Genomic DNA, 12,536 nt, shown 5'->3' with positions numbered 1-12,536 from the left:
GCCGACTCGGCGTCTCAGTCGACGGTGAAGCGGCGGCCGAGGTAGTGGTCGACGGCCGGCCAGATGTGGCCTTCCGACTCGGCGGCGTTGGTCCAGCGCAGGGACCAGCCCCCGCCGGTGGCGGTGGTGATGTCGGCGGAACGGCGGCCGCTGCTGCTCTGCTTGAGGTGGAGGGCGCGGATCTGGTCCCAGGGGAGGTAGGTGGCGTTGGCGGCGGTGGCCAGCTCGGCGGGCGACCTGTCCAGGGCGCGCTGGATCAGCTTCTTGCCGGGTGAGCCGGACGTCACCGAGGCGAGGCCTGTGGCGAGCCGGTCGGAGCCGGAGGGCTTGAGCAGCATCAGTCCGGTTTCGGTCACCAGGAGCGTACGGAAGCCGTCGCCGGAGATCGGGGCCAAGGCGCCGATGTATCCGTCGGGCGTCGTCGCAGCCGGCGTCTCGGCGTCGGCGGGCGCCGGCGTCTCGGCGTCGACCTGGGCGTCGAGCTGGTGCACCCAGGCGCGCAGCGCGGCTGCGTAGCCGGGGGAGCCGAGGGCCTCGTAGGCGAGCTCCTCGGGGTCGACCTCCTGGCCGGCGACGTCGACCAGCCGCCAGGGGCCGGCCCAGCTGAGCTCGTAGCGCGCCTTGTCTTCGCCGACCAGCTCGTGGGCGATGGCGGCACCGAGGAGCCGGGCGATGACCTTCCGCTTCGCCTCGGCGTCGTCGACCTCGACCAGGTCAAGGAGCGTGTCGAGGTTGCCGGAGGCGATCAGGTCGAGGGCTCCGCGGACGGTGGCCGGCTCGATCTGGTTGTCCTGCATCGCGTTCAGGAGCGTCTCGGCGTTGATCGCCGCAGCACGTGCGCCGGCGACGCTCACGATCTCGGCCATCGGCGCCGGGGTCAGACCCGAGCCGGCGAACGTCTTGTCCTCGAGGGCGAGGAAGTTCTGGGACGGGTAGCGCAGGATGCTGGCGGCGTTGCCGGACTTGTCCGCCTCGTCCGCGGAGGCCATCGACTCCAACCGCTCGATGCGCTCCGACAGCGGTGGGTGGGAGTCGTAGGCCGACGTCTTCGCCTCGAGCGGTGCCGCGCTGATCCTGGCGAGCTCCTCGAGCCGCTCGGGGTCGCTCATCAGGTTCGTGAAGTTGTCGAAGAAGCGCGTGGGCCGCAGACCGTAGTGGGTGCCGGCCTCGACGTACTGCTCCAGATAGATGTGCCAGGCGGCGTCGAGCGCGGGGAGCGTGCGCAGGGTGGTGGCCGCGGTCAGTGGCCCGGCGACGGTCGCGCTGAGCCGGTCGGCGTCGATCTCATGGGCGTGCGCGAGCGGGCGGGTCAGGGAGAAGAAGAGACGGGCGTACGTCCGGAACGGCCGCTTCACCAGCGGGTTGGAGAGACCCGCGGCGACCTCGGCGATCGCCAGGCGGCTCCGGTGGATGAGAGCGCCGAGCCGGGTGTGGCTGGTGCTGTGGTGGCCGAGCTCGTGGGCGAGCACCGCGTGCAGCTGGTTGCGGGAGAGGCCCTGGAGGAGAGGTACGCCGAGGAACATGCGCCGGGTCCCGGTCCTGAGCCCGAGCAGGCTGGTCTCCTCGCTGACCGCCGCGTTGACCTCCGGCACCAGCCGGATCTCGTCGGGGGCGCGGGTCCCGGCGGTGGCGGCCAGCGCGCGGACCTCCGCCCACAGTCCGGGCTGTTCCTGCTCGGTGAGGACGAGCCCGCCGGGGTCGCCCGAGGTCCTGGGGCGCCGCCGTGGGGCCATCTGCTGACCGACCAGCGCGAAGGCAGCCAGGACGTAGGCAACGGCCAGGAACGAGACCGCGAGAGCAGCCCGGAGCGTACGCATGAATGGTGGACCTTGTGGGGGGATGGGGGTCAGTCCGAGATGAGTGGGAGGGTAGCGGGTCTGGCAATTCGCTGGGAAGCGTGTACGCCATAGACTCGACCCGATGAGTGAGACTCCCGCGCCGCGTCTGGCGGCCACGATCGAGGAGGTCTGGGAAGCGCTGCAGTCGCGCTGGCCCGAGACCCGGCTCGAGCCTTCCCTGGACCGGATCCGCGCCCTGCTCGAGATCCTCGGTGATCCGCAGAACGCCTTCCGGATCATCCAGCTGACCGGCACCAACGGCAAGACCTCCACCTCCCGGATGATCGACACGCTGCTGCGGTCCCTCGACCTGCGCGTGGGGCGGTTCACCTCGCCCCACGTGGAGCGGATCAACGAGCGGATCTCGATCGACGGCGAGCCCCTGACCGACGACGAGTTCGTGGCCGCGTTCAACGACGTCGCCCACTACCTCGGCATGGTCGACGACGACCAGCCGCACCCGCTGTCGTTCTTCGAGTCGATGGTGGGGATGGCCTACGCGAAGTTCGCCGAGGCCCCGGTCGACGTGGCCGTGGTCGAGGTCGGGCTGGGCGGTGGCTGGGACGCGACCAACGTCGCGAACGCCGACGTCGCGGTGGTGACCCCGATCGCGGTCGACCACGCCAAGTATCTCGGTGACAACCCGGTCGCCATCGCGCGTGAGAAGGCCGGCATCATCAAGCCGGGTGCGGTCGCCGTGATCGCCGAGCAGTCCGTCGAGGTCGCCGCGGTGCTGGATCAGCACGCGGCGGAGGTCGGCGCCCGGCTGCTGTGGGAGGGCACCGACTTCGGGGTCGTCTCCCGCACCCCGGCGGTGGGCGGACAGATCCTCACGCTGCGCGGGCTGCGGGGGGAGTACGAAGACCTCTTCCTGCCCCTCTACGGCGCCCACCAGGCGCAGAACGCGGCGACGGCGCTGGCCGCGGTCGAGGCGTTCCTGGGAGACACCGTGCTGGCCGACGAGCTCGTGCGCGACGCGTTCGCCAAGGTCGACTCGCCGGGCCGGCTGGAGATCATGCGGTCGTCCCCGACGGTCCTGTTGGACGCCGCCCACAACCCGGCCGGTGCCGAGGCGACGGTCGCCGCGCTCGAGGACTCTTTCTCGTTCTCCGGTGTCGTCGGCGTCATCGGGGTGATGGGCGACAAGGACGTCGAGGGCATGCTCGCCGCCTTCGAGCCCGTGCTGGAGCACCTCGTCGTCACCCAGAACTCCACCGAGCGCGCCCTTCCGGCCATCGAGCTCGCGAAGATCGCCGTCGACCTCTACGGCGAGGAGCGGGTCTCGGTGGTGCCGCGCCTGGCCGACGCCATCGACGCCGCGATCGGCCTGTCGGAGTCCTCCGGCGGAGGCTCGATCTCCGAGGGTGCGGTGCTGGTCACGGGTTCCGTGGTGACCGCCGGAGAGGCGCGTACGCTGCTGGGCTCCCGTGGCCCGGCCGCCCGGTCGGCCGCGACCGCCCGGGTCGTGCCGACCGCCGACCCCGAGCTGGAGGCCTACCTGGAGGCGGACGCAGATGGCGAGTGAGCGGGAGAAGTCGCCGCGGCGCGGGATGTGTGCCGCGATCGTCTCGATGGAGGGACTCGCGGTCGCGCTGGCCGCGCCCGTGATGATCTCGATCGGCGGGGTCTCCGCCGGGCTGGCGCTCCCGCTGGGCCTCGGGTTCTTCGTGGCCTGCATCGTGGTGGCCGGCCTGCTGCGCCGCCCCTGGGCCTACTGGCTCGGCTGGGCGCTGCAGGTCGTCGCGATCGGGATGGGCTTCCTGATCTCGATCATGTTCGTCGTCGGCGTGATCTTCGCGGTCCTGTGGGGCATGGCCGACATCCTCGGTCGCAAGATCGAGCGCGAGCGGGCCGCGGCCTTCGAGGCGTTCGACCGGATCGCCGCCGAGGAGAGCGCTGAGGACGACGCCGCGGAAGTGGCCGGCGAAGAGGCCGAGCCCAGGTAGGTTGGCTGCCGTGGAGGAGCGCGACGAGCTTCAGATGGCGACCGACGACGAGACGGCGACCGACTGGGCCCTGTGCCCGGCGTGCGGGAACGCGCTGGTGCTGCGGCGGCCTCGGACGCGTACGGCCCACTACGCGCACAAGGCCGGAGAGTCGTGCCGGCTCGTCGGCGCGCAGCTGCGTCGCACCAGCTCCGGGTGGGCCGTCGGCGGTGGCGAGGACGACCCGGACAGTCTCGAGAACCTCTTCGACCTGATCGAGGACGACGCACCCGGCCGCTAGCGCGCGAGGGCCCCGGTGAGCGCTGCGAGCGCCTGATCGAGCTCCGCATCGGTCACGCCGCCGAACCCGATCACCAGGCCGGTCAGGCCGCTGGAGCGCGCGTAGGTGGAGAGCAGGTTGATCTCGAAGCCTGCCGTTCGGGCGGCGTCACGGGCTCTGCGCGCATCCGTCTCGGGCAGCAGCCAGGTGGAGTACATCCCGGCGAGCGGGCCGGCGAGCGTGGCGTACGGGCTCATCGCCGCCGCCACCCGCGGGGCGCGTTCGGCGTAGACGCGGCGGGCGGAGCGTACGGCCCTGTCCAGCCAGCCGTCGCGGAGCAGCGTCAGCAGGGCGCGCTGCGAGGGCCAGGCGGCGCCGGCGTGGGTGATGGTGCGGCGGCGCACGATCCGCTCGTGCAGGTCGGGCGGCGCGACCAGCCAGCCGAGACGAAGCGTCGGGACCACCGACTTCGCCGCGGTGCCGAGATAGACGACCCGGCCGCGGTCGAGCGTCGCCATCGCGGGCACCGGCGCGACGTCGTAGCGGAACTCCGAGTCGTAGTCGTCCTCGATCACCACCGCGTCCGCCCGTCGAGCGGCCTCGAGGAGAGCCAGCCGGTCGGCCGCCGGCATGACGCGTCCCAGCGGGTGCTGATGCGCCGGAGTGACGTACGCCGCGACCGCAGGCGCCAGGTCGGCGACCCTGTCCACGGCCGGCAGGTCGATGACCTCGCGACCGTAGGTGAGCACCGTCTCGGCCGCCGCCCGGTATCCCGGATCCTCCACGGCGACCGGCCCTGGGCGCAGCTCCGGCAGGAGCGCGCGGAGCCCGTCGCTGGTCCCCGCGGTCACGATGATCTCGTCCGGGTGGAGGTCCAGGCCGCGGGTGCGTCCGAGCCTCGCCGCCAGCGCCTCGCGCAGCTCGAGCACCCCTTGCGGATCGTCGTAGCCGCGCGGGGGAGTGGCCACCGAGACCTCCCGCCACGCCCGCCGCCACCCCGGCTCCAGCCGCGGGTCGAAGAACGGTGTGCCCGTATCCAGCCGAGACGTCGCCCGCGTCGGCCGAGACGTCGCCCGCGTCGGCCGAGGCGTCACGCCCGTCGGCCGAGACGTCACCCCTGTCGGGCGGGTCGCGGTGACGTACGTCCCGGATCCGCGGCGCGCCTCGAGCCAGCCCTCGGCGGTGAGCTGGTCGTAGGCCTGCTCGGTCACCGCGCGCGAGACGCCCAGGTCTGCCGCGAGCGCACGACTCGAGGGCAGCCGGTCGCCGGTCCCGAGGGTGCCGGCGAGGACCAGGGCGCGCACCTGGCCGGCGAGCTGGGCGGGGAGCGGCTCGCCGGAGGTGCGGTCGAGGGTCACGGGAAGCATCGGTCGAATGGCCTGTCGGAGTAGGTCGGAATTGGCCCGTGCGTGCAGGCCACTTCGCTACCAGGATGGTGCCATGAGCACGACGTTGTCACCCACCCCACGCACCCGGATCAGCCGCGGGAAGAACCGCGCCGTCCCCGACCGCGAGCGCCTGCACGCGTTCCTCGGCGAGGCGCTCATCGCGCACCTGGGCGTCACCGTCGGGTCGGGCGAGGATGCCCACCCGGTCGTCCTGCCCACCGCGTACGGCTTCGATCTCGACGGCCCGGACGCAGGCGGGTCGCTCTACCTGCACGGCTCGGTGGCCGCCGGCTGGCTCGCGCGGGCGCTGGAGCGCGACGTGTGCGTCACGATCACCGAGCTCGACGGTCTGGTCGCGGCGCGGAGCGGGTTCCACCACTCGATGAACTACCGCTCGGCCGTGGTCATCGGCCGCGCCCGCCTGGTCGAGGACCCGGAGGAGCGCGAGCGCGCCCTCGCCCTGGTCGTCGATCAGATGATCCCCGGCCGCTGGGACACCCTGCGTCCGGCCACCCGCAAGGAGCTCGCCGCGACCGCCGTACTCGCCCTCCCGCTCGCCGAGGCGTCGATGAAGGCGCGCGCCGAGGGCCCGGTCGACGACCCCGCCGACATCGACTCCGGCACCTGGGCCGGCGTGATCCCGATCCACCGTGTCGCCGGCACCCCGGTAACGGCCGACGACGCGGACGGCGCGCCCCCGGCAGACGTCGTACGCCGCGCCGCCCAGCTGGGCGCCGAGGTGGGATAGTCCGGGGAGTTTCCGTCCGTTACCGGCTGGTAGACCCACGGAAGCTCCCCGGACTACCGGGCCAGCGAGGTGGATCGCCAGAACAACCAGCCCGAAGCCGCGAACATCGCCGCGTACATCGCGCTGATCATCACGACGTCCCGGGCGCCGTCGAAGTCGTCGTGGAGCCCGGCGACGATCGCGATGAGGCCGACGACCAGGGTGGCGACGGCGGCGGCGCCGTCGGAGAGCGCCATCCCGCGGGGCCGGAACCGGAACAGGACTGCACCGAGGACGACGATGCCGATCGGAGCGAGATACATCATGTCCGCGCGCCCGCCGTCGCCGATGATCCCGAGCGCGCCGGCGCCGAGGACAAGCAGAGTCGCGGTCCCAGCGGTGGCGATCCCGCCGAGCACGTACAGGTTCTTGGAGGTCATGCTCCGAACCTAGGGCGCGGGGCCGGGAGGATGCGGGGAGGAGATGTGCAGGTCTCGTGCAGATCTCCTCCCCGGCCGCCGCCTAGGAGAGCCCGGCGCGCCGCAGCGCGTCGGCCATCGCGCTGTTGGCCGGAGCGGACGAGCCGCGCCCGCCACCCTGGCCACCACGGTTGCCACCGGGGCGCCCGCCGCCGCTCTTGCCGCCGCCCTTGGGCCCGCCCTTGCCCTGGCCACGCTGGCCACCGCCAGGGCGACCCGAGCGGCCGGACTCGCCCTTGGCAGGAGCATCCGCGGGAGCGTCGTCGTTGAGCCGGAGCGTGAGCGAGATCCGCTTGCGGGCCTCGTCGACCTCCAGCACCTTGACGCGCACCACGTCACCGGAACGGACCACGTCGCGCGGGTCCTCGACGAACTTGTCCGACATCGCGGAGATGTGGACCAGGCCGTCCTGGTGGACGCCGATGTCGACGAAGGCGCCGAAGGCGGCCACGTTGGTGACGGTGCCTTCCAGGACCATGCCGGGACGCAGGTCGGCGATCACGTGCACCGACTCGGAGAAGGTCGCCGTGCGGAACTCCGGCCGCGGGTCGCGTCCGGGCTTCTCGAGCTCGGCGAGGATGTCGGTGACCGTCGGCAGACCGAACTTCTCGTCGACGAACTCAGACGGCTTCAGCGACTTCAGCGCAGAGGTGTTGCCGATCAGCGACCCGATGTCCGCCGACGCCTTGTCGAGGATGCGGTTGACCACCGGATAGGCCTCCGGGTGCACGCCGGACATGTCGAGCGGGTCGTCGCCGCCGCGGATCCGGAGGAACCCGGCCGCCTGCTCGAACGCCTTCGGGCCGAGCCGCGCCACCTTGGTGAGCTCGCGGCGGGTGCGGAAGGGCCCGTTGGCGTCCCGGTGCGCGACGATCGCCGAAGCCAGCGACTCGGTGATCCCCGAGACTCGGCGCAGCAGGGGAGCCGAGGCGGTGTTGAGGTCGACGCCGACGCCGTTCACGCAGTCCTCGACAACGGCGTCCAGGGACTTGGAGAGGCCGTATTCGGGCAGGTCGTGCTGGTACTGCCCGACGCCGATCGACTTCGGCTCGATCTTCACCAGCTCGGCCAGCGGGTCCTGAAGACGGCGCGCGATCGACACGGCCCCACGCAGGGACACGTCGAGATCCGGAAGCTCGGCGGAGGCGTAGGCCGAGGCGGAGTAGACCGAGGCGCCCGCCTCGGAGACCATCACCTTGGTCATCTTCAGGTCCGGCAGCAGCTTGAGCAGGTCGGCGGCGAGCTTGTCGGTCTCGCGCGAGGCGGTGCCGTTGCCGATCGCGATCAGGTCGACCTTGTGCTTCGTGCACAGCTTCGCCAGCGTCGCCAGCGATCCGTCCCAGTCGCGCCGCGGCTCGTGCGGGTAGACCGTCGAGGTGTCGACCACCTTGCCGGTCGCGTCCACGACGGCCACCTTCACGCCCGTCCGGATGCCGGGGTCGAGGCCCATCGTCGCCCGGGTGCCGGCCGGCGCGGCCAGCAGCAGGTCGCGCAGGTTGTCGGCGAAGACCGCGATCGCGGACTCCTCGGCCGCGGTGCGGATCCGGGTGCGCATGTCGAGCTCGAGGCGGAAGAGGATCCGCGTACGCCACGCCCACCGCACCGTCTCGGCCAGCCACTTGTCCGCCGGACGGCCGGAGTCCGTGATCCCGAAACGGGAAGCGATCGAGCGCTCGTAGTCGGTCACCTCGCCCGGCTCCGGCTCCTCGGCGTAGGGGGAGAGGGTGACGTCGAGCACCTCCTCCTTCTCCGCGCGCAGGACGGCCAGGGTGCGGTGCGAGGGCAGCGAGGCGTACGCCTCCGAGAACTCGAAGTAGTCGGAGAACTTCGCCGCGGACGGGTCGTTCTCGCGCCCCTCGCGGACGCGGGTCACCAGACGGCCCTGCTTCCACATCCGCTCCCGCAGCGTGCCGATCAGGTCGGCGTCCTCACCGAACCGCTCGACCAGGATCGCGCGAGCGCCGTCGAGCGCGGCCTTCACGTCGGGGACGTTCTCGCCGAGGAAGCCCTCGGCCACCACGTTCGGGTCCTGCGACGGGTCGCCGAGCAGCCCGTCGGCCAGCGGCTCGAGCCCGTTCTCGCGGGCGATCATCGCCTTGGTGCGCCGCTTCGGCTTGAACGGCAGATAGATGTCCTCCAGCCGCGCCTTGGTGTCGGCGGCGAGGATCGAGGCCTGCAGCTCGGGGGTGAGCTTGTCCTGCTTCGCGATCTCGGCGAGCACCGCCGCGCGCCGCTCCTCCAGGTCGCGCAGGTAGCCGAGACGCTCCTCCAACGTACGCAGCTGGGCGTCGTCGAGGCCGCCGGTCACCTCCTTGCGGTAGCGCGCGATGAACGGCACCGTCGAACCCTCGTCGAGCAGGGCGACCGCTGCGGTCACCTGCGCCGGGCGCACCCCGAGATCTTCGGCGATGCGGGCCGGGATGGCGGCCATCGAGTCTGCGAGCGTCGGAGCTGATGGGGTTGTCGTCACGGAGCGCCATCCTGCCGCATCCCACCGACATGGTCTCAACGTGGCTCGACGGCGACGGGCCCGAACGTGCCCGGACCGGCCCGCCCCGATACGCTCGCCCCCATGACGCAGCGCACGTTCGTGATCCTGAAGCCCGACGCCGTCCGCCGGGGCCTGGTGGGGGAGATCCTGTCCCGCTACGAGGCCAAGGGCCTCTCGATCGTGAAACTGGAGCACCGCACCATCGACGCGGGCATGGCCGACGAGCACTACGCCGAGCACGTCGAGCAGCCGTGGTACCCGCCGCTGCGTGACTTCGTCACCTCCGGCCCGCTCGTCGCCGCCGTCCTCGAGGGCGACGAGGCGATCGAGGTCGTCCGCGCGCTCAACGGCGCCACCGACGGCCGCAAGGCCGCCCCGGGCACCATCCGCGGCGACTTCTCCCTCTCCAACCGCGAGAACCTCGTCCACGGCTCCGACTCGCCCGAGTCGGCCGACCGCGAGATCAAGCTCTGGTTCGGCGCCTGAGACGACCGAGCGAGGTCGAGCGGCGAGCTTGCTCGTCCGCTTGTGCCGAGCGAGGGAGTAACCGCGCGAAGCGCGGAGACGCCCGAGGAAGTGAACGATCGCGCCGGTGAATCCACCGGCGCGATCTCTCGTTCCACCGGTCTTTCGACGGTCTCCGGAACCAGGTATCCCCGGCTTCGGCGGCGTGGATGCACCCCGTATCGTTGCGGTTTCGGCGAGCCTCTCCGGTTTGGGGCTCGGACCTTCGTAGCCTCGTCGGCAGGCCCGCATCCTGCAGCACAGATCCCCGACGCGGCGCCCCGGGAACGCGAGGACGTATGGCGAGCATCATTGGACGTGACATGGCGGTGGACCTCGGCACCGCAAACACACTCGTCTACGTCCGCGGCAAGGGTGTCCTTGTCGATGAGCCGAGTGTGGTCGCGCTCAACAAGAACACCGGCGAGATGGTCGCCGTCGGCCATGAGGCCAAGAAGATGCTGGGACGTACGCCTGACGACATCGTCGCGCTGCGACCGCTGAAGGACGGCGTGATCGCCGACTTCGAGGCGACCGAGCAGATGCTCCGCTACTTCATCCATCAGGTCCACCGCCGCCGCTACTTCGCCAAGCCGCGGATGGTCATCTGTGTCCCGTCCGGGATCACCGCGGTCGAGATCCGCGCGGTGAAGGAGGCCGGCTACCAGTCCGGCGCCCGGATGGTGAACATCATCGAGGAGCCGATGGCGGCCGCGATCGGCGCCGGGCTCCCGGTGCACCTGCCGACCGGCAACATGGTCGTCGACATCGGCGGCGGCACCACCGAGGTCGCGGTGATCAGTCTCGGCGGCATCGTCACCTCGCAGTCGATCAGGACCGCCGGCCACCAGCTCGACAACGCGATCATGACCTGGCTGAAGAAGGAGCACGCGCTGCTCCTGGGCGAGCGCACCGCCGAGGAGGTCAAGATGACCCTCGGCTCGGTCTGGCCGCTGCCCAACGAGCCCGAGGCCGAGATCAGGGGCCGCGACCTGGTCAGCGGCCTGCCGCGCACCGTGACCGTCTCGAGCGCCGAGGTGCGCAAGGCGATCGAGGAGCCGCTGCACGACATCTTCGACGCGGTCCGCTCCACCCTCGACCAGACGCCGCCCGAGCTGGCCGGCGACATCATGGACCGCGGCATCGTCCTGACCGGCGGCGGCGCCCTCCTGCGCGGGCTCGACGAGCGCCTGCGCCACGAGACCGGCATGCCCGTCCACGTCGCCGAGTCCCCGCTGACCTCGGTCGCGATGGGCGCCGGCCGCTGCGTCGAGGACTACGACGTGCTCCGCCCCGTCCTGGTGAACGAGAACAGGAGATGGTGACGTGTCGTTGCTGAGCCCCCGCCCCAGCGAACGTCTGCGCAAAGGGCTGGAACAACGCAAAGGCCCCAAACCCGTGGTCCGTACGCCGCGGGAGAGGCTCAACCGCCGTGGCAGCCTCGAGACCAAGGCCGGCGGCGGTGGGCCGAAGCGCTCCTGGCTGATCGCGCTCATCCTGTGCTGCGCGACGCTGGCCACGCTCGACCAGACCCCCGTCCTGGAGCCGGCCCGTGCTGCGGTCGGCGAGGTGATCTCACCGCTGGAGACCGGCGCGGCGATGGTGGCCCGCCCGTTCACCGACATCCCGGAGTGGTTCGACACCCGCGACGAGCTGCGCGACCGGGTCGCGAAGCTCGAGGCCGAGAACTCCACGCTGCGCCGCCAGGTCGAGGTCACGGACTACGGCCGCGCCAAGCTCGCCGAGTACGAGTCGATCACCCGCGCCGCCGAGGACCTCGGCTACGCCATGGTGCCGGCGCGGGTCACCGCCTACGGCCCCGCCCAGACCTTCAACCGCACGGTCACCATCGACGCCGGCAGCGCCGCGGGGATCAGGTCCGACATGTCGGTCGTGACCGGCGACGGCCTGGTCGGCCGGGTGCTGCGGGTCACCAAGACCTCGGCGACGGTCCTGCTGATCGTCGACGCCGCCTCGGTCGTCGGCGGACGCGTCGGCGGTGAGGACCGCAGCGGCAAGAAGTCCGGTCAGGTCGGCATGGTCCGGGGCTCCGGCGCGGTCGCCGGAGGCGCCAACGCCGGTCTGCTGACCCTCGACCTCGTCGACCAGACCACCACCCCGCTCAAGGGCGACACGGTCATCACCTGGGGTGACGGCCGGGCCGCTCCGTACGTCTCCGGGCTGCCGATCGGCGAGGTGACCGACAGCTTCGAGAGCGTGCGTGACTCCTCGCAGACGGTCCGGATCAAGCCGTACGTCGACTTCGGCTCGCTCGACGTCGTCGGTGTGGTGGTGCCGGGCGACACCATGAGCGACCGCGCCGTCGTCACACCGGAAGGAGAGCTGCGATGAGCGAGATGGAAGGCCGTGCCTCCGGGGCCGCTCCGGTGCTGCGCAACGTCCTGGTCGGCATGCTGGTCGTCATCGCCGTCGTCCTCCAGCTGAGCGTCGCGCCGGCCTTCGCCATCCGCGGGATCACCCCCGACCTGGCGCTCCTGGTCGTCCTCGCGGTCGCGCTCACCCGTGGCGGGCAGGCCGGCCTGGTGACCGGGTTCGCCGCCGGCGTACTCCTCGATCTGGCCCCGCCCGCCGACCACACCGCGGGCCGCTGGGCATTGGCCCTGCTGATCGTCGGCTACGTCGCCGGCCGCGTCCGCGAAGGCAGCATCGGCGAGGGCAGCATCCACGGTGGTCTGGGCCGTCCCAACGCGATGACCGTGATGGCCACGGTGGCCACCTGCGCGTTCATCGGGGTCAGCATCTTCGCGGTCAGCGGCTTGATCCTCGGTGAGGCGCCGCTGACGCTGCTGCCGACCGTGGCGATCAGCGTGGGCTACGACCTGCTGCTGGCGCCGTTGCTGATACCGGCGCTGCTGTGGCTGATCGGCAAGGGAGATCTCTGAG

General features: G+C 71.7%; 12 protein-coding genes. 8 read left to right on the top strand and 4 right to left on the bottom strand.

The genetic code is table 11. The features are described from left to right. Positions 1-14: 14 nt before the first annotated feature. Positions 15-1,817, bottom strand: coding sequence for a M48 family metallopeptidase (locus tag ACW14X_RS06395; protein ID WP_457165064.1), 1,803 nt, complete (start codon positions 1,815-1,817; stop codon positions 15-17). A gap of 103 nt (positions 1,818-1,920) precedes the next feature. Here ACW14X_RS06395 and ACW14X_RS06390 point away from each other — a divergent pair, with 103 nt between their 5' ends. From ACW14X_RS06390 to ACW14X_RS06380, 3 genes are read left to right on the top strand one after another with little or no spacing between them, the layout of a single operon-like run. Next, positions 1,921-3,363, top strand: a complete 1,443-nt coding sequence (locus ACW14X_RS06390; RefSeq protein WP_457165063.1) for a bifunctional folylpolyglutamate synthase/dihydrofolate synthase — start codon at positions 1,921-1,923, stop codon at positions 3,361-3,363. Beyond that, on the top strand, positions 3,353-3,784 hold the full coding sequence (locus tag ACW14X_RS06385) for a DUF4233 domain-containing protein (protein WP_457165062.1): 432 nt from the start codon (positions 3,353-3,355) through the stop codon (positions 3,782-3,784). The genes ACW14X_RS06390 and ACW14X_RS06385 overlap by 11 nt, the downstream gene beginning before the upstream one ends. Before the next feature lie 10 nt (positions 3,785-3,794). Continuing rightward, the gene (locus ACW14X_RS06380; RefSeq protein ID WP_160024663.1) at positions 3,795-4,064 is read left to right on the top strand and encodes a competence protein CoiA family protein; all 270 of its coding nucleotides are present in this window, start codon (positions 3,795-3,797) and stop codon (positions 4,062-4,064) included. Here the strand turns inward: ACW14X_RS06380 and pdxR are convergent. Beyond that, complete coding sequence (pdxR, locus tag ACW14X_RS06375; RefSeq protein ID WP_457165061.1) at positions 4,061-5,410, bottom strand: MocR-like pyridoxine biosynthesis transcription factor PdxR; 1,350 nt, start codon at positions 5,408-5,410, stop codon at positions 4,061-4,063. The genes ACW14X_RS06380 and pdxR overlap by 4 nt on opposite strands. Positions 5,411-5,483: 73 nt before the next feature. Here pdxR and ACW14X_RS06370 point away from each other — a divergent pair, with 73 nt between their 5' ends. Next, positions 5,484-6,179 carry a pyridoxamine 5'-phosphate oxidase family protein gene (locus ACW14X_RS06370; RefSeq protein ID WP_457165060.1) on the top strand — a complete coding sequence of 232 codons (696 nt, stop codon included), beginning with the start codon at positions 5,484-5,486 and terminating at the stop codon, positions 6,177-6,179. A gap of 53 nt (positions 6,180-6,232) precedes the next feature. Here the strand turns inward: ACW14X_RS06370 and ACW14X_RS06365 are convergent, their stop codons facing one another. Both ACW14X_RS06365 and ACW14X_RS06360 read right to left on the bottom strand, forming a co-directional pair. Further along, positions 6,233-6,598: a hypothetical protein gene (locus tag ACW14X_RS06365; RefSeq protein ID WP_457165059.1), complete on the bottom strand. Its 366-nt coding sequence runs from the start codon at positions 6,596-6,598 to the stop codon at positions 6,233-6,235. A gap of 82 nt (positions 6,599-6,680) precedes the next feature. Further along, complete coding sequence (locus ACW14X_RS06360) at positions 6,681-9,107, bottom strand: Tex family protein (RefSeq protein ID WP_457165058.1); 2,427 nt, start codon at positions 9,105-9,107, stop codon at positions 6,681-6,683. A 102-nt stretch (positions 9,108-9,209) separates the two neighbouring features. Here ACW14X_RS06360 and ndk point away from each other — a divergent pair, with 102 nt between their 5' ends. The 4 genes from ndk to mreD all read left to right on the top strand — a co-directional run bounded on the left by ndk (position 9,210) and on the right by mreD (position 12,535). Further along, on the top strand, positions 9,210-9,614 hold the full coding sequence (gene ndk, locus ACW14X_RS06355; RefSeq protein WP_008358543.1) for a nucleoside-diphosphate kinase: 405 nt from the start codon (positions 9,210-9,212) through the stop codon (positions 9,612-9,614). Positions 9,615-9,931: 317 nt separating this feature from the next. After that, positions 9,932-10,957: a rod shape-determining protein gene (mreB, locus tag ACW14X_RS06350; protein ID WP_160024659.1), complete on the top strand. Its 1,026-nt coding sequence runs from the start codon at positions 9,932-9,934 to the stop codon at positions 10,955-10,957. Positions 10,958-11,030: 73 nt separating this feature from the next. After that, positions 11,031-11,984 carry a rod shape-determining protein MreC gene (gene mreC, locus ACW14X_RS06345; protein ID WP_350837409.1) on the top strand — a complete coding sequence of 318 codons (954 nt, stop codon included), beginning with the start codon at positions 11,031-11,033 and terminating at the stop codon, positions 11,982-11,984. Further along, on the top strand, positions 11,981-12,535 hold the full coding sequence (mreD, locus tag ACW14X_RS06340; protein WP_160024657.1) for a rod shape-determining protein MreD: 555 nt from the start codon (positions 11,981-11,983) through the stop codon (positions 12,533-12,535). Before mreC ends, mreD begins: the two co-directional genes overlap by 4 nt. Position 12,536: the final 1 nt, after the last annotated feature.

Source organism: Nocardioides sp. YJ-D4 (genome assembly GCF_054031495.1).
The sequence above is the reverse complement of the archived record's forward strand: the minus strand, read 5'-3'. Positions and strand labels throughout refer to the sequence as shown.

Coding starts and splice junctions, on each gene's coding strand:
- ACW14X_RS06395 (WP_457165064.1), bottom strand. CDS start 1,817: ATGCGTACGCTCCGGGCTGCTCTCGCGGTCTCGTTCCTGGCCGTTGCC.
- ACW14X_RS06390 (WP_457165063.1), top strand. CDS start 1,921: ATGAGTGAGACTCCCGCGCCGCGTCTGGCGGCCACGATCGAGGAGGTC.
- ACW14X_RS06385 (WP_457165062.1), top strand. CDS start 3,353: ATGGCGAGTGAGCGGGAGAAGTCGCCGCGGCGCGGGATGTGTGCCGCG.
- pdxR (WP_457165061.1), bottom strand. CDS start 5,410: ATGCTTCCCGTGACCCTCGACCGCACCTCCGGCGAGCCGCTCCCCGCC.
- ACW14X_RS06370 (WP_457165060.1), top strand. CDS start 5,484: ATGAGCACGACGTTGTCACCCACCCCACGCACCCGGATCAGCCGCGGG.
- ACW14X_RS06365 (WP_457165059.1), bottom strand. CDS start 6,598: ATGACCTCCAAGAACCTGTACGTGCTCGGCGGGATCGCCACCGCTGGG.
- ndk (WP_008358543.1), top strand. CDS start 9,210: ATGACGCAGCGCACGTTCGTGATCCTGAAGCCCGACGCCGTCCGCCGG.
- mreB (WP_160024659.1), top strand. CDS start 9,932: ATGGCGAGCATCATTGGACGTGACATGGCGGTGGACCTCGGCACCGCA.
- mreD (WP_160024657.1), top strand. CDS start 11,981: ATGAGCGAGATGGAAGGCCGTGCCTCCGGGGCCGCTCCGGTGCTGCGC.